The following is a 20,830-nucleotide window of genomic DNA, read 5'->3' as shown; positions in this document are numbered from 1 at the left end:
GCACTCCACGGTGCATATCGCCGCCGCCCGAGGTGACTGTCGACGGCGTCGGCCGCCCACCCCGCACCGGGTTGCAGTACCTCATCGATGCCGGCCGAGGGGCGCCGAAGTGAGCGCACTGGGCGACCGACGGGATCGACAGGGCGATTCGGTGCTGTGATCCCGGGTGGTGAGGGAGTTGCGATCGTCTGCATGTCACATCCTTCGCTTGATCATTACCCAGATCACACTATGAGCGGGTTATGTTTATGACAATGTCGTATTTCTACGGCGGGGTTTAGCAGAATTAAAGGCTTGTGGGAGGTATCGATGCGCAACTCGTTCGATGTGGTGACGCTGTTCCTGCTCCTCGACATCGCCGAGGCCGGATCCCTCACCGGCGGCGCCGAACGCGCCAACGTCACGCCATCCGCCGCGTCGCAACGCATCGCCAAGTTGGAACAGGAGATCCGGCAGCCGGTACTGACCCGCCTGCCTCGCGGCGTCCGGTTGACGGAGGCCGGTGAAATTCTCGTCACGCGTGCGCGGCTGTTCCGCCAGGAAATGCGCGCTGCCCGTGGTGACTTGGAAGCTCTGCTGGGGCTCGAGCGCGGCACCGTCCGACTCGGTTCCTTCCCGACCGTCAGCGCCTCACTGCTCTCGGACGCGCTGAAGGACTATCACGCCCACTGGCCAGGCATCGACGTGCGGGTCCAATCCGCGGTTCGCCCGCGACTGTTGGAAATGCTCCATTCGAGCGAGGTCGAAATGGCGTTGCTCTGGAGTTACGACTGGACCGAGGAGACCGAGAAATCCCTGGCCCTCATACCGCTGATGGAGGACGAAACGGTCCTGCTCGTCCCGCTCGAGGGGCCATACATCGACAATGTCGCGGTGGCATCGCTGCGATCGGCGAAGTGGATCATCCGCAACGCAGACCACCCGGCCGCCGAAGTGCTCTACCGTAGCTGCGAGACGGCAGGGTTCACCCCGAACGTCGTCTACGAGGCCCATGACTACCAAGAGATCGAAGCGATGGTCGCCGCGGGGGTGGGCATCGCCATGGTTCCGCGTCTGGCCGTCGCACACCATCGCCCGGACGTCCACGCTGTGCGATTTCTTCCCACCGACCGGGTTCCGACACGATCGATTTACATCGCTTCGCTCGCGCGTCGGCAGTACACCCCGAGCATGCATGCCGTCTCCCGGGCGCTGCACGACGCCGCCGACACCATCACCGCGCGACGCTGACTTTCGTCTCCGCCCTGGAGTGAGGACAGGTATCGATGCAGCATCGACCAGCCGAGCCAGTCCAGCCCGGATCACCAGGACGTCGTCCGCGTTGTATACCTGCGCGCCAGCGCACGAGAATCTGGAGCGAACTCGCCCCTGCCCGAGATCCTACGAGTTCTCGCCCGATCTTGCGGACCGCCGCCGAGATCGTCGCGACGATCCTGATCGTCTCGCACAACATCAACCTCGCGCGGACGGTGCCGGACAACATCGGCATGCTGTTCCGTCGTCATCTGGTGATGTTCGGTCCGCGGGAGGTGCTGCTCACCAGTGAGGAGCCGGTGGTCAAGCAGTTCCTGTGTGGTGCCCGTCAGCCCACGCGGATGCCGTTGTCGGCGAGGAACTCGCGGGCACGACCCATTTGGCGGTCGGTGGCGAAGGTGTACCACGGGTCGGTGAGGCTCTCCTGGTGGACGAGGTCGCGGAATCGGCCGAACGCGCCCTTGCCCTCGATCGCTTGCTCCAGCCGCTCCCGCAGCGCCGAATCGTGTTGCCGCTCGGCGAAGGCCGCCATGTCCCGCCAGCCATCCCGCGAGCCGGTGCGGTCGAACCGGAGCCACCGGTCGGGCTCGGTCTCCACGTCGACGGCGGCGTCCTCGCCGACCATCATCGGATCAGTGCTGCTGGCGTCGTACACCTGTCCGGTGCGCAGGTCGAGGTAGCTACCGGTGGACATGCCCAGATCCCCCTCCAATTCGGCACCGAGCATCTCGAGGTCGACTGGCACCACCCGCCCGGCCAGCGGCTCGCCGCGCAGACACGCGAGCAGGTCCTCGGCCAGCACCCCGTCACCCGCGCCGGCGCGCCAGGTCAGCCGGTTGATGACCGACACCGCCACCGGCTCGGCCTGCTCCCGTCGCTGCTTCAGTGCCATCGGTATTCCGGCCCCTACCTGTTGCAGCGCGTCGTCGACGTCATGTCCCCCGCATCGCGGTGAGGAACCTGGCGGCATCTGCTGTCGCGATAGCTGCGCGCAGCTCGGACACATCGAGTGCGGGCACCTGGTCCTGTGCGGGCCACGCGTGCAGCAGCATCGGGTGCGGATGGCTCGGTCTGCGCGGTGCTCGGCTCTGCCCGTCGTCGTCGGACCACCGGCGCCCGTACTGATCCGGGATGGCGCCCCACCCCCAGTACGCAGAGGCTTCCCTGGCGTGATCCCCAGCACTTCCAGGGGGTCGACCTTGTCGCCGCCGATCAGACAGCGGTGGGTCCAGTCATCACCCAGGTCGAAGGTGAACCGGAACTCCGCCCCGGGCTTCAGGAGCCGGGCGACTTTGGCCGACTCGATGTTCACCGCCTCGGTGATGGGCCCGCCGAGTGACTCCACCATCTCGGCCCCGGTCTCCGTGTCGGTGACCATTCGTCCATCGGCAAGGGTGAACATCGACAGGTGCGAGCGGTCCCACCGGGCGACGGCGTCGTTGATCGCATTCGCGAGATCGCTGAAGGTATGCGACGGTCCGACCGCGAAGACGCGGCCGGGCCATGGCTACAGTTCCTCGCCGCGCCCGCCGAGCAGCTCCACCGTCACCGACCACCACGTTCGTGCAATTCCTCGAGGATGGCATGCGGGCCGCGGCGCCGCCTGCCCACAGCCGCAAACCGCGCACAGCGCTTCACCGCTAACGGATCCGCTTACGGAACGAAGGCGGACTGCCGCCAGCATGCTCTGGGACGTCACTTCGTCCCGGTGCGGGTTCCTGCAAACACGCGTGGTGATTCGGCGGCCTGCGGAGACTGGCTGTATGGCAAGCGAATGGCAGGATTTGGAACGACATGTCAGCTGGGTACTGGGTTCGCGACGGAGTCGAGGTGATGCGGAAAACCACGGTGGTCTCACTCGTGCCCGCCCGGTTCGAAGCCTATGGCCGCGTGCTGTACCCGGTGCAGTCGGTCGACGACGGCGGGCATACGCGGTGGCTGCGCTGGTCGGACATCGCCCGTGTCACGGGTGCGATGGCTCATCCTTCGATGGAGCTGGAGACAATGCTCGAATTCGCCCCGAAGGGATACTTCCAGTCGACCCCCATCGTCCCGGAGTGGCGGTCGCCGTGTGGCGACGCGGCAATCGTGAACGAGGCGTCCAGCTGCTCGAACAGGCGCTGCAAATCGACCTCAAAGTGAATGACCGGTTCAACGCAAGCCTGTGTCTGCAGGCGCTGGCATGGATCGGGCATCGGAGGAGCTCAGCCGGTCTGTGGGAAGCCCGATTGTGGTACTGCCCAATTTGAGCGAGTACCAGAAAGCCTGTGAAGGCGCGACGCAGCGTGCCTCGAGTACGGAGGCTTATGCATCTGCGCATCGTGACGGCGCGGCGTTAGGTTTCGACGCCGCGGTCGCCTATGCCTTGGGTGAGCAACTTCATCCTCCGGAGGCGATCCCTTGCGGTCCCGCCGCACACCTGACAAGGCGTGAGCTGGAGGTTGCTGATCTGATTGCCGAGGGCCTGACGAATAAGGAGATCGCTGCTCGGTTGGTAATTTCCCCTCGCACCGCTCAGAGGCCATGTCGAACACCTACTTACGAAGTTGGGATTCACTTCACGCGCACAGGTCGCGGCATGGGTCGTCGAAACACGCAGAGAAGATTCTGTGGCCCATGTTGCGGCGTTGGTGGCGGTGATGATGGCCGCTGCCTCCTGCAGCACCGCACCGCAGTACACGGATGCGAACATCGAAACACTGCCCTCGAATGCAGTAGGAACCGTGTCGCTCGGCGACCGCGCGGTCGAAACCTTCCGTGGTCGGACCCTGGTGTTCGTCTTCGACGAGAGCGGAAACGTCCTCGGCCGTTGGAAAACGGACGCATTGGCGGCAACCAGGTGGTGCCTTACACCACAACGTAGTGACCGCCTGCTGCCATGCAGTGACCACACACACCGACACCGCCGCATCGATACCCCTCTCATCGAGCACACCCCGTGCATCGATCTGAAACAACCCAAACAACGTCTCGGCTGGTCAGGCCGGTGTGAGACGGCACTGAACCGGTGTGGGAACGGGCCGAAAACCGCCTGCAGGTAGCCTTCACTGCATGGATGCGGTGAAGATCGACGCAATCGAGCGTTACCGCGCTGTCAACGACGCTGCGGCCACGCCCGAATTTCGTCTGCCCGCTCATGCGTTCCGAATGCCTTTCGAGAGGAGCAGAGAGTTGTCGGTGTCGAAGCCCGAATCGAAAACCAGAAACCCAGAGAAAGGGTATGTCGCCCTTCTGGGTTGGAGTTTGAATGCTATCGAAGCTGTTGACCGTTTCGACAGGCGATATCTCGTCGTCGCGCCCGATTGGGCCGAAGATTATTGCAAGGAACACGGAATTCCGTATGTGCCGTGGAATTTCGAGCGATTGAACGATCGTTCTATGGAGATCGCCGAGACGCTGAAGGAGAAAGGTGTCGACGTCGCGATCCCACTGTTCGAGGAGACCGTCGAGTGGGCGGGCGCGATCAACTCCGTTCTTCTCGACAATCCACGACTCTTCGGCCAGTCTCTGCTGCTGCGCGACAAGGCCTTGATGAAACGTCGCGCCCAACTCGGCGGCATCCGCGTGGGAATCTTCGAGGAAGCCCACGAACGCGACGACGTCATCCGATTCCTCAAGCGAGTCAACCAGACATTGCTCAAGTTGGACGGCGACCCGAACGATCCGATCCATCTCAAAGCCTTCGACAAGGCCGGCAGTCTCGGGCACCGGGTGATCCGCACCCCGGATGAGGTCGACACCATCCCGGACGAGGAGTTCCCGGTCTTGATGGAGTCTCATCTGGACGGGTGGGAGTTCGCAGTCGAGGCATGGATTCACAACGGAAAGATCCGCTTCCTCAACATCTCGGAGTACGTGACCCTCGGATACTCCGTGTTCGTCCCGGCCACACCGGAGTTGGAGAGGTACCGTCCGGAGATCACTCGTCAGATCGAGAAACTGATCAAGACCTTCGACATCGAATTCGGGTTCGTTCATCCCGAGTACTATGGGGGCGTTCTACAACCACATTCAGACCGAGGAGGAGCTCTTCCACGTGGCCGTGGAGGAGGCCCTCGACCGCCACGACGCGTCGTCGGCGGGATGCTGATGGCTGGAATGGGTTTGATGCAGCGGTTGCTCGGGCAGGGCAGATTCGAACCGATTCACGTGGTGGCCGACGTGAGTGCGGCCAGTGAGGCAAATAGAGAAGAGATTCCCGTGGAGCAGGTCGTCGCGCTCCTGCGGGAGCGTGTGTACGGCGCGATGACGTGTTTGGCGACGCTCGCCGTCCTCGTCCGCTATACGGCTCCCGAGACAAGCCCATGGTCTCGGGTCCTCGATGTCGCGGTGGCCACCGGCGGGCTCTGGGCGGCGAGCCTGCTGGCCGACTGGGTAGCGCACCTCGGCGCGCACCACAGTGCTCCGCGCGGACGGGCAGCGCTGCGGATGTTGCAGGCCTCCGGCCAGATTGTGGAGGCCGCGGTCTTGCCCCTGCTGATATTGGTCGCCGCCGCCGTCGGGCTGTTGAGCCTGTCCACGGCGATGTGGATCGCGATGTGGATCCTCGTCGTCGAACTGGGGGTCATTGCTCTGTTTGCCGTGAGAATGGCCCAATTACGTTGGTGGCAAAAGCTGTTCACTATCGCAGGTTTGGTCGGTGTGGGCGTACTCGTGGTCGGCATCAAGATCCTCGGCCATTAGCTAGTCCGTGTGTGGCTGCTGCTTGCGGACTGGAGTGGCTGCCAAGTTTGAGGAATTCGTCAATATTGATGACGCCCGGGTAGTGTAGGGCAAGGTCGGACGGATCAGGAGAAGGGCACGCAGGCATGACCGAGCAGATCACCGATGCACCGAACCGTCTGGAACGGCGCAAAGCGCGGACCCGCGCCGCACTCGTGCGCGCAGCCCAGTCCTTCATGGCGGCCGGGAAGCTGACCGCCCCGATTCTCGAGATCACCCAGGCCGCTGATGTCGGAATGGGGTCGTTCTACAACCACTTTCAGACCAAAGAGGAGCTCTTTCACGCGGCCGTGGAGGAGGCCCTCGACCGCCACGGCGCGATACTCGACGAACTGACCGCCGATCTGGACGACCCTGCCCAGATCTTTGCGCAGAGCTTCCGTCTGACCGGACGCCTGCATCGCAGGAATCCCGAACTGAGCAAAGTTCTGCTCCGCGACGGGCCGAGTCTGGTCAGCTCGGACAAGGGCCTGGCGCCGAGAGCTCGCCGCGACATCGAGGCAGCCGCCCGTGCGGGCAGGTTCAGCGTGCGCGATCCCGAACTGGCCCTGACGATCACAGCGGGGGCCGCACTCTGTCTGGGTCAACTGCTGCACGAGCACCCCGAACGTGACGACGCGGAGGACACCGACCAAGTCACCGAGGACCTGTTGCGCATGTTCGGCGTCTCGGCCGACGAAGCCCACGAAATCTGCAGACGCCCCTTACCCGACGCTGACGATCAACCCTGAGGCGCAACCGCCACATAGCCGCTCGGAATCTCGCCTGGCGCGCGCCGGGTGTTCAGGCTTTCAGTCCAGTTTGAGCCCGTATTGAGGACCGAGACTGGCAACAGCTTTCTTGAGCTTTTCGCCGATATCGTCGAGCCCCTCCGCCGCCGACGCGTCGACGGCCGCGCTGATCGCCGCGATCAGACTGCCGTCGGGTGCCAGCAGAGGCGTGGCCACGGCGTATGCGTCTGCGAGCGTGACTCCGCGGTTGAAGGCGAGTCGGCGGGAGCGGATCTCGGGGAGCTCGGTGAGGAATTGTCGGACTTCGCTTGCCTGCTCGGGGGCGGCGAGGTCGAGGAGGCGGTACATCTCGTCGTCGGGGACGTTGGCGAGCACGGTTTTTCCGGCGGCGGTCGTGTACAACGGGCGCCGGGCGTGGGTGCGGGCGACGAAGGTGAGGCTGGGTGATTCTTCACCCGCGAGGTCGGTGAAGACGATGGCGTCCCCGACGCGTACTGCGACGAGGACGGTGCATCCGAGGACCTCGCCCAGCTCGGCGACGAATTGGTGATCGAGTGAGAGTGCGGCCAGCTTGTTCGCGCGTGCGGCGAGGACGAACGGCCCCGGTCCGAGGTGGAACCGGCGCTCCTCCTCGAGAAGATAGCCGCGGGCGAGTAGTCCGTTGGTCAGCTCCTGCACGGAGCTCTTCGCCGCGTCCAGGGCGGTTGTCAGCTCGGCCAACGTCACGCCGCGCGGGCTCAAAGACACGGTCTCGAGGATCTCGATCACGCGGTCGACTGTGCGATGCGGGCGAGCAGGCATGCCGGTGACCCTAGCAAACGCCTCAAACAGATGAGCTCCGCACCTTGCGAAGAGGCGCGCGTCACAGTACTCTCAAACCGGATCCGGAAATCCGGTTCTACATCCGTAAATCCGTACGTACGAAGGGGTCAGACCATGACCGCACCAGTCTCTCCAGGGATGATCCGCACCAAGACCGGCGTCCCGCTGCCGTTGGTCGCTCTGCCGCAGGATGACCTTCTGACCGTGAATATCGATGAGATCCCGCTGCTCGAGCACGCTATGGGCCCGGGGATCCACATTCAGCCGCTGCGCCTGGATCCCGAGAAGGGGCAGGTGGTGCTCATGGCCACCATGGCGCCCGGTTGCCTCTTGCCCGTCCACTACCACACCGGTACTGCCGAGGTGTGGACGTTCTCAGGCTGCTGGAAGTACGCCGAGTACCCGGATCAGCCTCAGGTCGCCGGCTCCTACCTCTACGAGCCCGGCGGCTCGGTCCACACGTTCTACTGCCCCGAGGACAACACCGAGGACACCGTCGTGCTGCTGTGGATGGAAGGCGCGCAAATCGGATTCAACCAGGACGGCACGCTGCATTCGATCAATGACGCGACCTCCATTCAGCACGTGACCGAGACGGTGGCGGTGGCTCAGGGCACCGGACCGGTCGGCTACATCCACGGCGGCTCCGCCGGCGTCATCAAATCCTGACATCTCCCTACCTCCACGGTTGCCGCCCGCGCGCGGCATCACACCCGCGCCGGGCGGAGCCACCCGGGCCACCCGCGACGGCAGTTCAAGAAGGCCGAAAGACGGTGTCGTGCAGGTGAGCAGCTCCACGCTCTTGTCGGACGACATGTCGCAGCGTCGGCTGCGCTTACCGTCCTGGCTGCAGCTGGCGCCCGGGGGCTCAGCGGCCTCGGCCCGACCTGATGTGCGCGCGATCCACCGTGGGTTCCCGTCGAGGAACAATTGTCGAACTGACCGGGCTGGTGGCCTCGGACATGGCCGTGCGGGTGCTGCTCGCCGCCAGATGTCTGGCCTGTGTGCAGTGTGGAGTAGGACCGCGAGGCACATTTCATCGTCAAATCACCGAAACTTCTGCGAACCAGAGTTGTTGGGCGCCAAAAGGAAACAGGGAGGTGCTGCTCCGGTGAAGACGCGCGCAGCGACGAGACGACCACTGCGGCGATGCCGCGGTCAACAACTCCTGATCGGAGAGGCAAGCAATCATGTCCGCGTTTGACGGCATCCGGGTCCTCGAATTGGGCCAAATCTACAACGGTCCGTACTGCGGACTTCTTCTCGCGCAGCTGGGCGCCGAGGTCATCAAGATCGAGCCACCCGGCGGCGAGCAATTGCGCTTCCGCTCACACCAGCCGGTCGAGTCCCACGAGTTCGTGATGCTCAACTCCAACAAGGTCAGTGTGGTCCTCGACCTGAAGACCGACGCCGGTCGCCACGCGCTGCTCGATCTGGCCGAGACCGCCGACGTACTCATCGAAAACTTCGCGCCGGGCACCATCGAGCGGCTCCAGCTCGGCCCGGAACAACTCCTCGAGCATAATCCGCGTCTGATCGTGGCCCGCGGCAAGGGCTACGGGTCGACGGGCCCGTACGCACACATGTCGGCCATGGACATCACCGTGCAGGCGATGTCCGGCAGCGCCGCGGCCACCGGAATGCCCGACGGCCCACCGACCAAGGCGGGCGCCGCATTCGTGGACTTCTCCGGCGGCATCCACCTGTTCGGGGCGATCAGCGCGGCCCTGTTCCAACGTGAACGCACGGGGCGGGGGCAGCTCGTCGAGGTGTCGATGCACGACACCATCTATCCCATGCTTGCCTCCAGCCTCGGCGGCCTGCACAACAATCCCGACCGAAAACTGCCCGAGCGCACCGGAAATCGGCATTCGGGCATGGCGCTCGCGCCCTACAACATCTACGAGGCCAGCGACGGATGGCTGGCAATCATCTGCATCTCCGAACGGCACTGGCGCGGTGTCGCGACCGCACTGGGCCGGCCCGAGCTGGTCGACGACCCCAGATTCTCCAAGGAGAGCGACAGGGCCGCAAACATCGACGCGGTCGACGAAGAGATGTCGGCGTGCACCAAGACCCGCACACGCGCCGAACTGGTGCGGGACCTACAGGCCGCCGGTGTGCCGTGTGCGCCGGTCAAGTCGATCCGGGAGATCGACACGGACGAGCACCTGATCGAGCGCGGCATGATCCGGTACGTCGAGCACCCGGCGAGGGGTCGGGTGCCGGTACCGGGATGTCCGCTCAGACTCAGTGACTCGCCGGTGGGACCACTGCGCGCCGCCCCGCTGCTGGGGCAGTCGACAGAGGAGATCTTGGCGGAACTGTCCGGTGAGGAGCCCCAGCATGTCCCCACTGCTTGAATCCGGCACTGCGCTGGCGGCGTACTACGCCCAGACGCAACCCCGGACGGGAGAGGTTCTCGCACGGCGCAGCCTCGGCACCCTCGAGGCGGTGACCATCGGCCGCTACGCGATGACCATCGGCGCCACCGATCCGAAGCACTACGATCCGGCGCACGCACGCGCGGCCGGGTACGCCGATGTCGTGGCGCCACCGAACATGCTCGCCGCGATCGTGGAGTGGGGTCTGGGCACCCCCGAGGCCCGGCTCCAGCCCGACGGAACCCCGCACGGCGGGGACATGCCCCTCGGTGACGGCGACCTCGGGCTGCGTGTGATGGGCGCCGGCGAAGAGATGGAGTTGGTCAACCCCGTGATCGCGGGCACGGAGGTGGTGCTCGAGACCACCCTCGCGGCGGTCACCCCCAAACAGACCCGGGCGGGCAGCTGCGTGTTCGTCACCACCATCAACACCTTCATGTCCGCCGAGGGTGCCGTCCTCAACCGGAACCGGCGCACCGTCGTACTGCGCAACCCCCTCCAGGAGTCCTAAATGTCCATCAGCTTCCAGCCCGGAGACAGGCTGCCACCGCTCGAGCACACGGCTACGCCCTTTCAGTTGTTCCGCTACAGCGCGGTCACCTGGAACCCGCACCGCATCCACTTCGACGAGTCCTATGCACGCGAGGAGGGCCATGACGGTGTCGTGCTGCACTCCCACCTCCGGGCGGCACTCGCCTTGCGGTGCGTCACCGAGGGCCTCGGCCCGACATGGCACGTCACGAAGGCCGCCTACCGCCTGCGCAGACCCGTCTACGCACCGGCGGACCTGACCTACACCGCCCGGGTGACGGCGGCCGAAGATGACAGCTTGACCCTCGAACTCATCGAGCGGCACCCCTCCGGTGAGGTGGGCTTCGAGGGGACAGCGTGGGTCAACAAGACAACGGGAGCAACAACATGACATCAGCACCGGGACGAGGGCAACGTCCGATCCGCGTGGGGAATTGCTCCGGCTTCTACGGTGACCGCGCCTCCGCGATGGCCGACATGGCCCGAGCCGGCGGCATCGACGTCCTCACCGGTGACTACCTCGCCGAGGTCACGATGCTGATCCTCGGCAAGGCGCGCGCCAAGGACAGCACCAAGGGCTATGCGACCACCTTCCTGCAACACGTGGACGCAGCACTGGATCACCTCGTCGCGAACGGGATCCGGCTCGTCGTCAACGCCGGCGGACTCAACCCCGCCGGGCTGGCCGACGCAACCCGCGCCCTGATCGCCGGCCGCGGTTACGACCTACAGGTCTCCCACATCGGAGGCGACGACGTGTTCGGCAGCCTCGACGAGCTGCAGCAGACCGGCCATTCGCTGCCACACCTGACGACCGGCGAGCCGCTCTCGTCCTGGCCGCACCGCCCACTGACGGCCAACGCGTACCTGGGCGGATTCGGCATCGCCCGCGCCCTGGCCCGCGGCGCCGACATCGTCATCACCGGCCGCGTCGCCGACGCCGCGTTGGTCGTCGGTCCCGCCGCCTGGTGGTGGAACTGGGCCCCCGACGACTACGACGCGCTCGCCGGCGCCGTCGCGGCCGGACACGTCATCGAATGCGGACCGCAGGCGACCGGCGGCAACTTCTCCGGATTCCGCAACATCGCCAACCTCATGCAACCGGGATTCCCGATCGCCGAAATCGACACCGACGGCTCCTCGGTGATCACCAAGAACCCGGGCACCGGCGGCGCCGTCACCCACGACACCGTCACAGCCCAACTGCTCTACGAGATCGGCGAACCCGCCTACCTCAACCCCGACGTGATCGCCCACCTGGACACCGCCGAGCTCACCGACCTCGGCGACGACCGCGTCCGGATCCGCGGCGTGCGCGGCTCGGCGCCACCGGCGACGACCAAGGTCGCGATCACCGGGGTGGGGGGCTGGGAGAACAGCATGATCCTCGCGCTCACCGGCACCGACCTCGACGCGAAGGCGGCCCTCGTCGAACGATTCGTGCACCGCGAGATCGAGGCCGCGGACGGGCTCGACGCGGTCACGATCACGCGGATCGGTCAGGCCCGGCACGATCCCGACAGTCAGAATGCGGGCACCGCGCTGCTCCAGATCGCAGTGCAGGGCACCAAGGAGGCCGCCGGGCGCGCCTTCTCGTCGCGGATGGTCGAGCTGGCCCTGTCCAGCTACCCCGGGTTGTACACCCTCGGCCCTCCACAACCAGGGTCCGCGTTCGGTGTCTACTGGCCCGCACTGCTCGACCAGCGAATGCTCGACCACATGGTCCACCACCATGACGGCACCACCGAGATCATCGCCCCCGGCACGCCACACGACGGGGGTCTCGAGGCACCCCCGCCGGTCGAGCTCTTCCCCGCGCCGTCGGTGCGAGCGCCCTGGACCGACGCACCACTCGTCATCGCCTCACTCGGTGAGATCGTGCATGCCCGCTCCGGCGACAAGGGCGGCGACGCGAATCTCGGCGTCTGGGTACGCGACCGGGGCGCATGGCAGTGGCTCCAGTCGACCCTCACCGTCGACGAACTCCGACGCCTCCTCCCCGAAACACACGAATTGGCCATCTCGCGTTACGAACTACCCAAACTCGGTGCGGTCAACTTCCTCATCCGGGGGATGCTCGGCAGCGGTGCCACCTCGACACTGCGGCTCGACTCCCAAGCCAAGGCACTCGGCGAGTGGCTGCGCGCCCGCAACACCAAGGTACCGCGATCTCTGCTCAACACGTCAGGAGCGCACTGGTGAGCGATCCCGACGAGAGCAACGTCGACGTCGTCCGCAAGGCAACCCGAGAGCTGGCCCACAAGTTCGACTACGACTACTGGCGCACGAAAGACACACTGGCCCAGTACCCGTGGGAGTTCCTCACGGCATTCGCCGAGGGCGGATGGCTCGGCGCGCTCATCCCCGAGGAGTACGGCGGCCTCGGGTTGGGCCTCGCCGAGTGCGGCGTGATGATGCAGGAGATCGCCGCATCGGGTGCCGGCGCGAGTGGCGCCTCGGCGGTCCACTTCTACCTGTTCCCACCCGCACCGATCATCCGTCACGGCTCGGAGGAGATGAAGCAGCAGTTCCTGCCCAAGCTCGCCCGGGGCGAGATCCTCATGGCGTTCGGTGTCACCGAGCCCACCGCCGGCGTGGACACCTCGCGCATCACAACTAAGGCCGAGAAAGTCGCCGGCGGCTGGGTGGTCAACGGCCAGAAGGTCTGGATCACCAATGCACAGAACGCCCACAAGATCCTGCTGCTGGCGCGCACGTCTGCCCGCAACGAGGAAAGACCGCTGGACGGGATGACGCTCTTCTTCACCGACCTCGACCGCGACCGGATCACGATCCGCGAGATCGAGAAACTGGGCCGGTCGGCGATCGACTCCAACGAACTCTTCATCGAGAACCTCGAGGTCCGCGACGACGAAGTCGTCGGTGAGGCAGGTAGGGGCTTCAGCTACCTGATCGACGGGCTGAACTCCGAACGCATCGTAGTGGGACTGGAAGGCGTCGGTATCGGTCAGGCAGCACTGGAGCTGGCGACGAAATACGCCACAGAGCGCGTGGTCTTCGACCGGCCCATCGGCCAGAACCAGGCGATCGCCCACCCACTAGCGGATTCCTGGATCCGGCTGGAATCGGCTCGACTGATGGCGATGCACGCCGCCGAGCTCTACGACAACCACCAGGACTGCGGCAAGGAGGCCGCCGGGACCAAATATCTGGGCGCCGAGGCCGGCTTCGATGCCTGCGACCGGGCCATGTCCACGCACGGTGGCTACGCCTACGCGAAGGAATACCACGTGGAGCGGCTGTGGCGGGAGGCGCGGCTGCTCCGCAACGCACCGTTCTCACAGGAGATGGTCCTCAACTACATCTCCGCGCAGGCGCTGAAGCTTCCCCGCGCCTACTGACTCCGATCACCACAAGCGATGAATGCCGCCATTCGCTCCGTTCGGACACTCACAAGCATCACGAATAGGACAGCCGGATCGAGTCGAATGACTCGTGATGGAAGCAAGATAGGAGGGAAGTAGTGTCGAATTCGCTATTGCACGGTGAGGTGCTGGTGACAGATCATCTCAACGTCGGCAATCATTTGGCGCTCGTGATCGACGAGGATCGGGATCGCCTCAAATCGATGAAACGTACGTTCTCCTCCGGCGCACCGGAGAACACGGTCTTCCTGGTCGACGCGTCCGAGGGGCGCGCGCTCATCACATCCGTCGATGAGATCCTCTCACTGCATCGCGGACCAGGAAAGGTCGTAGTATTCCTTCGCGCGGACCCTGCCAGCTGGACTACAGCCGCGGTCCTGGCAGGGATACGGCACCACGCACGCTTCGAACGAGTCGATGTCGTTGTGGTGGCAGCGGGAACGCCAGACACACTCCCCGTGCAGATCACCGACTTTCCCGGATTGCGAATGGTGCCACCTGGCAGGCATTCGTGCGACCTGGTCGTCAGGTTTCTCGAAGCCCACCTGAACGATTCGGCGGGCACTGAACGCGGGCGCACGCGCGCTATCGACCACACTCGCTGACAACGAACCCTGAACCGTTTGAAGACCGCGAGTACTCATGGGGGGATCGGTGCCACGCGCCGGTGTCGTCGAGTCGCTGAAGGCGCCCGTCGAAGACCCGCTGTCGGCCGATGTGGCGCTTGTCGGTGGCGCTCGTCTCGCCGTCTGTCTGACGAGGGTGGTGACGAAGAACGTGCAGGATTCGCCGATCGATTCGAAGTGGCAATCCAACTCGACGGGCCGGGCGTCTGGCGGGAAGTACGAACTGGACCCACACGGCAAGACCAGGGCGGCGCCGCGGGGTGTCTCACATGCCGGGGAGCGGCAGCACCACCCACCACGCGGCGTACCGACCCTGACCGTGTGAACACAAGAACAGCGCAGATGGCCCACCCACACCGCCTCGCCGACCAGGTGATCGACCGGATCAACAAGAAAACCGATGTTTACCACGTACGCACGTTGCCCGTTGGACAACGCAAAATGGAGGAGATACATGAGGGTCGTGTCAGAGGACCAGACGCTCGTCGACAACAACGCGCTGGGCTACAGCCAGGTGAGCGCGCAGGTCACAGCGAACACGCGAAACGCCTGCGGCAGGCTGGCAGTGGTCACGCGATGAAGCCCGCCGAAATCGCCGAGGGCGTGTTCTTCGTGCACTCCGAGATGGTCAACTGGGTGCTGCTCACCGAAGGTGACGCGGTGACTGTGATCGACACCGGATACCCGGGGCAGCGTGGCGAGGTGGAGGAATCGATCCGAGCTATCGGACGGGATCCTCACGGCATCGAGGCCGTGCTCATCACGCACGCGCATGTCGACCACATCGGAAGCGCACAATATCTCGCCGAGACTTACGGGGCGCCTGTACTGGTACACCCTGCCGAGGCAGCTCATGCCCGGCGTGAATGCCATGAGGTCGCGACCCCCTGGGACGTGCTCAGCAACATCGGGCGCCCCGGAGTCCTGTCCTGGGCAATGAAACTGGTGCGTCTGGGTGGCACCGCCAAGTACGGCATCGACTCCCCGACCCCGATGCCCGTACTTGGTGCCCTGACCTGCCCGGGTGCCCCCGTTCCGGTTCTCGTGCCCGGTCATACCTCCGGGCACACGGTTTATCACCTTCCCGATCACGGTGTGGTGATCTCCGGGGACGCCTTGATCACCGGGCATCCGACCTCACCCATCTCCGGTCCCCAGCTACTGCCGCAGTGGCTCAACCACTACTACGGCACGGCCGCCGTGTCACTGGACATCATCGGAGAGCTCGGCGCCGACATACTTCTGCCCGGCCACGGGCCGATCCATCGCGGTTCCCTCGCCGAAGCGGCCGCGACCGCGCGTGGGCGTGCCGGCTTCACCCTGTGAGATCGGGCCCTAGCGTGGGCCTGCGCCCCGTCCTGGCAGCCTGCCGGGGTGACGCCGGCGGCCTCGTGCAGGTATCGGACGGATCTGTTCGGCGGCCGCCGTGGTGCGTACGCGTCGGCAGCACAGTCCCAGAACAGCAGCGGCTGAGCTTCCAATTCCGCGGCGAACTCGGCCGCGTCACGTCCCTGCTGCAGCACTGGTTGCTCGGCGAGGAGGAGTACCGGATCCATCGCCCCTCTGCCCCAAGCGCGATCTGCCTCGGTCGGAACGGCGGTGCGCATTCCTCGAGGCTTGCGGCAGGGCGCGGCTCGGGCGGAGGCCTCCAGCGCGGAAGCAGACCGCTCCGGTAGCCGGCCCGGTTGGAGGCGGCTGTCGTAGTACGGGCTCGAGGACGCGGGGTGAGCGACCTCGCTCAGCCCGCGCCGATGCCGCTACTGACGTTTCCGCTCCACGACCCAGGCCGCGACCTGTGTGCGGGAGGCGAAACTCAGTTTGGCCAGGATGTGCTCCACGTGGCCTTGCGCGGTGCGTGGTGAGATCACCAGGCGGTCGGCGATGGCCTGGTTGGTCAGGCCTTCGGCGATCAGGTCGGCGACTTGGTGTTCCCTCTTGGTCAGTCGCACCGACGAATCTGTGTCGGGCGCGGAGGTGCTGGCCGGCTGCTCATGGAGAGCGTAGGCGATCGCTGCATCGAAGCCGAGACTTCGGCCCTTGCTGTGGGCCGACGCAAAAACTTTGTCTCCGAGTTCCTTCCGGGACTCCTGGTCGCAGTCCTGATGATAAACAAGCAAATTGGTATGTATGACCACAGCGCTGCCCACCGATTGCGCCAGCCCGTCCGCGGCTCCCATCAGCGTTGCGGCCCGTAGTGCGTCGCCCTGTTGGCGGGTGATCCAGGCCAGTGCCTCGAGGCAGGCTGTCGCGACGCGGGGGGTGTGCACGTGCCGGGTCAGCTCGAGCGATTGTTCGAGGAGCCGGACCGCACGATCGGTATCGCCCTGTCGCCACACGTCGATGCCCATGGCCCACAGAGAGTGTGCCCGGTACATTTTCTCGCCGTATCGCTCCGTTATCGCGAGGGCACGTTCGTGGCATTCGATCGCCCGGTCTGTCCGGCCGGACAGACCGTAGGCCGTTCCCAACGGGTACAGGAGGCTGGTTTCGAGTGTGCGATCTTTCCGTGCACTGAACTCGGCGAGAGCGGATTCGAGGTGAGAGCATGCTCGCGCGAGATCACCGCTGTATAGCGCCAGCATGCCGTCGGCGCAGTCGCTGTACGCCCACAACACAGGGTCGCTCGTGTGTGCGGTGAGAGTCCGCGCCGCCTCGACGAGCGCCGCCCCGGCCTCGAGGTCTCCCTGGCTATTGGCCATCACGCTGTCATAGCAGAGCGCCGTAACCCGTTCGAGGGTCGTTGCACCGCTGCGGCGGTCGAGGAGTTGGTCGAGCCACCGCCGGCCCTCGTTGTAGAGGCCTTGGGAACTCCAGAACCAGTACAGTGCGGCGGCGGTGCGCAGGCCGGCGGCGGGATCGTCGTCGATGCTGAACTCGAGGGCCTCCCGCAGATTCGGCTGTTCCCGCTTCAGCCGGGCGATCCAGTCGAGCTGGCGGGCGCTGATCCAGTCGGCCTCCGCATCGAGCACCAGCGTCTCGTACCAGTCCCGGTGCCGGCGGCGCAACGCCACAGCCTCACCGGTCTGCTCGAGTTTCTCGTAGCCGTATTCGCGGAGGGTCTCGAGCATCCGGAAACGCACCGCCGACCCGGATTCTTCCCGGATCAGGATCGACTTCTCCACCAAGGAGGTCAGCGTGTCGAGCAACTCGTCCGGGTCGAGGCCCTCGCCGCACACCTGCTCCGCGGCATCGAGTTCGAAGCTTCCCGCGAACACCGCCACCCGCCCCCACACGAGTTGTTCATCGGCGGTGCACAACTCGAAGCTCCAGTCGATACACAACCGCAGGGTTTGCTGCCGCGTCGGCGCACCCCGGTTGCCGCGGGTCAGCAGCGTGTAGCGGTCGGTCAGCCGTCCCAGGATCTGCTGGGGCGACATCGCCCGCAGCCGCGCCGCCGCCAGTTCGATCGGCAGCGGCAACCCGTCGAGGCGGTGACAGATCCCCGCCACCTCCGCCGCATTGTCGTCGGTGAGCGCGAACCCCGGAACGGCAGCATTGGCGCGTTCGGTAAACAACGTCACCGCATCGTATTTGGGTAACCCGCGCAGGGAGAGCTTCCGTTCGGGATCGGGGACGGCCAGCGGCGGGACCCGCAGCACTGCTTCCCCGCCGATGCCGAGGGGCTCACGGCTAGTGGCGAGGGTCCGCAACCGCGGACACGTCCGTAGCAGGGTTTCGGTCAGTTCCGCCACGGCGTCTACCAGGTGCTCGCAATTGTCGAGAACCAACAGCACCTCGCGCGGGGCGAGGAACTCGATCAGGACATCCCGCAGGGGCCTCGTCGAGTGGTCCCGGACTCCCAGTGCGCCGGCGAGGGCGTCGACCAACGACGACGCGTCGTGCAGCTCACCCAACTCCACCAGCCGCACACCGTTGGCGTAGTCGCGCTGCACAGCCGACGAAATCCGCATCGCCAGCCGCGTCTTGCCCACACCTCCGATCCCGGTCAACGTCACCAGCCGCGACCCGGCCAGGAGGTTCTTCGCCTCGGTGAGCTCGTGCCGGCGGCCGACGAAACTCGTCAGTTCCAGGGGAAGGGCTCCGGTAGTGCTCCGAGGGGCGGGTTCTGTGGGGTGCCGAACGCCTGACGCTAGCGCTCGGTCACCGACCTCGGCGCCCGGTTCGGCGCGCAGGGCCATCTCGTCGACCGGGAAGCCGTGGGCGCATTGCAGGGCTCGCAGCTCCTCTCCGAAGTCGGCGGCGGTAGCCGGGCGCTGGTCGGGCTCGCGGGACATCGCGTGGGCGATCGCCGCGGACACGTCGTCGGGGATGCCGTGCTCGCGCAGGTCGGGGACCGGTTGCGTGGTGATCCGCAGGAACTGCGCTACGACCTGCTCACCGCTGCGGCGTTCGAATGCGGCGTGGCCGGTCAGGGTACTGAACAAGGTGGCGCCGAGGCCGTAGACGTCGGCGGCCGGGCTCGGTGGTTCACCGCCGAGCACCTCTGGAGCGGTGTACGCCGGGGAGCCGGTGACGGCGCCGGTGGCGGTCTCGAAGCCGCCGCTGATGTGAGCGATGCCGAAATCGGTCAGTTCTGGTTCGCCGTAATCGGTGAGCAGGATGTTCGCGGGTTTGATGTCGCGATGCAGGATGCCGAGCCGGTGTGCAGTCTCCACCGCTCCGGCCATTCTCACCCCTAGGCGTAGTGCCTCCTCCACCGGCAGCGGACCGTGGCGGCGGATCCGCACGTCCAGGGAATCCTGCGGGTGGTACGGCATCACGATGTAGGGAAGTTCGCTGTCGGTGGCACCGACCTGCAGAATGTTGACGATGTTCGGGTGCCCGGTCAGCCGCCCCATCGCCCGCTGTTCCCGGAAGAATCGTGCCCGGTTCTCGTCGTCGAGTTCGACGGTGAGGACCTTCACCGCTACCGTGCGCTCCAGGTCTTCCTGGGTGCAGCGGTAGACGACGCCGAAACCGCCGCGGCCGATCTCTTGGGCATCGTCGAAGCCGGTGCCTGCCAACTCCGCCGCCGGGGAGGGCGGGTACCTCTGAGTGTCGAGCGGATCACCTGCACCCATCGGACGGTCTACTCACTCCGTCGGCTCATGGGGCTGCGGGCTGGTCCCGACGGCACGACCAGCGGAAATACAACCGTGGACTCACCTCTCGATGGCGTCCTCTCAAGGATATCGCCGACACCCCGGGCACACGGAATCGCTGCGGCCCTCCGAGGGCCGGCCTCACATCAGGCCGACGGTGCTCTCCGTAGGAAGTTCTCGATGACGGGGCCGAGCGTGGCGGCGTTGGTGAGGAGGTCGACGTGGCCGCCGGGGTGTGTGACGAGGGTGGCGTTCGGCATCAGCCGGTACATGATGTGCGCGTTGATGATCGGGATGATCGGGTCGTCGGTGCCCGCGACGATGAGGGTGGGTTGGCGGATTGCCGGGAGGGCGAACAGGCTCGACCACACCGCCCCGGCGAGCAGCTGGTGCAGGTAGCCGCGGCGGGATCCGGCGGCGAGTTGATGGCTGACGAGCTGGGTGACGGTGGCGTTACCGAAGTCGACGCTGCCGCCATAGATCGTCGCGGCGATGGAGGCCAAGTAGTTGCGGTCGACGAACCGGCGCGGGGTGAGCATCTTCGCGAGGACAGCGGGCCGGGCGGGCACCATCAGGGCGCCGGTTGCGGTTGCGGCCAGGACCAGGCGGCGACACCGGCGCGGGTTCTGGAACGCGAACTGCTGGGCGAGGGCCCCGCCCCATGAGTACCCCAGCATGTCGACCCGGCCGTAGCCGAGCGTGTCGAGCATTCGTCCGGTTACCCACGCAAGGTACGGGATCCCATAGGGCACAGGAGAAGTCGGTGACGCCCCGGTGCCTGGGGCGTCGAACCGGATCACGGTGCGGTGTGCGCCGAGATGTGCGACCAGCGGGTCGAGTACCTCGAGGCTGGCGCCGATCCCGTTGCACAGCACCAGCGGCACGCCGGTGCCGCGCCGGATGTGTACACGCAGGTGCTGGCCACCGGCGCGCACCATCCGGGACTCGCCCGCCCGGTCCGGAGGGCGGTTCATCTGTAGACGATCACTGGTTTCGGCGACGCAGACGGGTGATGTTGCTTTCTCGGACTCGAAGGTGACGCCGAACACGGCCTCGAGCCCGGCCTCGAATCGCTGCGCGGAAAGGATCCGGCCGGTGCAGCGGACCTTCGTTCCCACTCGGTCGGGTGTGGGGAAGCGAACCCTGTTGAGCCCGTAATCGATGGTCTCCGGTGCACTGTCGATGGTGAGCAGGTCGCCAAGGCCCGTGGGAGGAGTGAGAGGGTGAGATAGCCGGAGGCGACGGCATTCTTGAATTCGGCCGCGGTGCGCGGTGGGGGGTGAGGGAGCCGCCGGTAGTCGCCGGTGGCGTCGGCGAACAGGTTCACCCGCT

19 protein-coding genes and 2 pseudogenes are annotated in these 20,830 nt (G+C 65.8%); 16 read left to right on the top strand and 5 right to left on the bottom strand.

Annotation, left to right across the window (positions count from 1 at the left end):
• The first annotated feature begins 309 nt into the window (after positions 1 to 309).
• Both RHA1_RS03680 and RHA1_RS45735 read left to right on the top strand, forming a co-directional pair.
• Positions 310 to 1,230 carry a LysR family transcriptional regulator gene (locus RHA1_RS03680; RefSeq protein ID WP_011594017.1) on the top strand — a complete coding sequence of 307 codons (921 nt, stop codon included), beginning with the start codon at positions 310 to 312 and terminating at the stop codon, positions 1,228 to 1,230.
• 179 nt (positions 1,231 to 1,409) lie between these two features.
• Positions 1,410 to 1,577 (top strand): annotated as a pseudogene (locus tag RHA1_RS45735) (ABC transporter ATP-binding protein); the annotation flags it as partial.
• Positions 1,578 to 1,582: 5 nt separating this feature from the next.
• Here RHA1_RS45735 and RHA1_RS52860 read toward each other — a convergent pair.
• Complete coding sequence (locus RHA1_RS52860; RefSeq protein ID WP_518525573.1) at positions 1,583 to 2,437, bottom strand: UPF0158 family protein; 855 nt, start codon at positions 2,435 to 2,437, stop codon at positions 1,583 to 1,585.
• A gap of 45 nt (positions 2,438 to 2,482) precedes the next feature.
• Positions 2,483 to 2,737, bottom strand: a pseudogene (locus tag RHA1_RS53955) (plasmid pRiA4b ORF-3 family protein); the annotation flags it as partial.
• Between the two features lie 377 nt (positions 2,738 to 3,114).
• On the opposite strand from RHA1_RS53955, the gene RHA1_RS51620 reads away from it, so the two are divergent.
• From RHA1_RS51620 to RHA1_RS03660, 4 genes are all read left to right on the top strand, one after another.
• On the top strand, positions 3,115 to 3,396 hold the full coding sequence (locus tag RHA1_RS51620; protein WP_237727000.1) for a hypothetical protein: 282 nt from the start codon (positions 3,115 to 3,117) through the stop codon (positions 3,394 to 3,396).
• A gap of 40 nt (positions 3,397 to 3,436) precedes the next feature.
• Positions 3,437 to 4,117, top strand: a complete 681-nt coding sequence (locus tag RHA1_RS53215; RefSeq protein WP_337503944.1) for a helix-turn-helix transcriptional regulator — start codon at positions 3,437 to 3,439, stop codon at positions 4,115 to 4,117.
• A 284-nt stretch (positions 4,118 to 4,401) separates the two neighbouring features.
• On the top strand, positions 4,402 to 5,937 hold the full coding sequence (locus tag RHA1_RS53210) for an ATP-grasp domain-containing protein (protein WP_423816272.1): 1,536 nt from the start codon (positions 4,402 to 4,404) through the stop codon (positions 5,935 to 5,937).
• 125 nt (positions 5,938 to 6,062) lie between these two features.
• Positions 6,063 to 6,707, top strand: coding sequence for a TetR/AcrR family transcriptional regulator (locus RHA1_RS03660; protein WP_011594011.1), 645 nt, complete (start codon positions 6,063 to 6,065; stop codon positions 6,705 to 6,707).
• 60 nt (positions 6,708 to 6,767) lie between these two features.
• Here the strand turns inward: RHA1_RS03660 and RHA1_RS03655 are convergent, their stop codons facing one another.
• On the bottom strand, positions 6,768 to 7,508 hold the full coding sequence (locus RHA1_RS03655; protein ID WP_011594010.1) for an IclR family transcriptional regulator: 741 nt from the start codon (positions 7,506 to 7,508) through the stop codon (positions 6,768 to 6,770).
• 135 nt (positions 7,509 to 7,643) lie between these two features.
• On the opposite strand from RHA1_RS03655, the gene RHA1_RS03650 reads away from it, so the two are divergent.
• The 10 genes from RHA1_RS03650 (at position 7,644) to RHA1_RS03610 (ending at position 15,782) form a co-directional block, all read left to right on the top strand.
• Positions 7,644 to 8,198 carry a 2,4'-dihydroxyacetophenone dioxygenase family protein gene (locus tag RHA1_RS03650; RefSeq protein WP_011594009.1) on the top strand — a complete coding sequence of 185 codons (555 nt, stop codon included), beginning with the start codon at positions 7,644 to 7,646 and terminating at the stop codon, positions 8,196 to 8,198.
• A gap of 521 nt (positions 8,199 to 8,719) precedes the next feature.
• Complete coding sequence (locus RHA1_RS03645) at positions 8,720 to 9,892, top strand: CaiB/BaiF CoA transferase family protein (protein ID WP_011594008.1); 1,173 nt, start codon at positions 8,720 to 8,722, stop codon at positions 9,890 to 9,892.
• Positions 9,876 to 10,424: an FAS1-like dehydratase domain-containing protein gene (locus RHA1_RS03640; RefSeq protein ID WP_011594007.1), complete on the top strand. Its 549-nt coding sequence runs from the start codon at positions 9,876 to 9,878 to the stop codon at positions 10,422 to 10,424. The genes RHA1_RS03645 and RHA1_RS03640 overlap by 17 nt, the downstream gene beginning before the upstream one ends.
• Positions 10,425 to 10,835, top strand: a complete 411-nt coding sequence (locus RHA1_RS03635; protein WP_011594006.1) for a MaoC/PaaZ C-terminal domain-containing protein — start codon at positions 10,425 to 10,427, stop codon at positions 10,833 to 10,835.
• Positions 10,832 to 12,646: an acyclic terpene utilization AtuA family protein gene (locus RHA1_RS03630; protein ID WP_011594005.1), complete on the top strand. Its 1,815-nt coding sequence runs from the start codon at positions 10,832 to 10,834 to the stop codon at positions 12,644 to 12,646. The genes RHA1_RS03635 and RHA1_RS03630 overlap by 4 nt, the downstream gene beginning before the upstream one ends.
• Entirely contained in the window at positions 12,643 to 13,806 is a 1,164-nt protein-coding gene (locus RHA1_RS03625) for an acyl-CoA dehydrogenase family protein (protein WP_011594004.1), read from the top strand. Before RHA1_RS03630 ends, RHA1_RS03625 begins: the two co-directional genes overlap by 4 nt.
• Before the next feature lie 137 nt (positions 13,807 to 13,943).
• A complete protein-coding gene (locus RHA1_RS03620) occupies positions 13,944 to 14,435 on the top strand; it encodes a hypothetical protein (RefSeq protein WP_237726845.1) in 492 nt (163 codons plus the stop codon).
• A gap of 49 nt (positions 14,436 to 14,484) precedes the next feature.
• Positions 14,485 to 14,781 carry a hypothetical protein gene (locus RHA1_RS03615; RefSeq protein ID WP_192815042.1) on the top strand — a complete coding sequence of 99 codons (297 nt, stop codon included), beginning with the start codon at positions 14,485 to 14,487 and terminating at the stop codon, positions 14,779 to 14,781.
• Positions 14,782 to 14,910: 129 nt separating this feature from the next.
• Entirely contained in the window at positions 14,911 to 15,036 is a 126-nt protein-coding gene (locus tag RHA1_RS52855; RefSeq protein ID WP_016880681.1) for a hypothetical protein, read from the top strand.
• Positions 15,033 to 15,782, top strand: coding sequence for an MBL fold metallo-hydrolase (locus tag RHA1_RS03610; RefSeq protein WP_016880680.1), 750 nt, complete (start codon positions 15,033 to 15,035; stop codon positions 15,780 to 15,782). The genes RHA1_RS52855 and RHA1_RS03610 overlap by 4 nt, the downstream gene beginning before the upstream one ends.
• A gap of 431 nt (positions 15,783 to 16,213) precedes the next feature.
• Here RHA1_RS03610 and RHA1_RS03605 read toward each other — a convergent pair whose 3' ends face one another.
• Together RHA1_RS03605 and RHA1_RS03600 are read right to left on the bottom strand one after the other, a co-directional pair.
• Entirely contained in the window at positions 16,214 to 19,477 is a 3,264-nt protein-coding gene (locus RHA1_RS03605) for a protein kinase domain-containing protein (RefSeq protein ID WP_011594000.1), read from the bottom strand.
• A gap of 167 nt (positions 19,478 to 19,644) precedes the next feature.
• On the bottom strand, positions 19,645 to 20,472 hold the full coding sequence (locus tag RHA1_RS03600; protein WP_041812313.1) for an alpha/beta fold hydrolase: 828 nt from the start codon (positions 20,470 to 20,472) through the stop codon (positions 19,645 to 19,647).
• Positions 20,473 to 20,830 lie beyond the last annotated feature (358 nt).

Origin of the sequence: Rhodococcus jostii RHA1, from assembly GCF_000014565.1 — a bacterium.
GTDB lineage: Bacteria > Actinomycetota > Actinomycetes > Mycobacteriales > Mycobacteriaceae > Rhodococcus_F > Rhodococcus_F jostii_A.
This window is presented reverse-complemented; position numbering and strand designations above follow the sequence as displayed.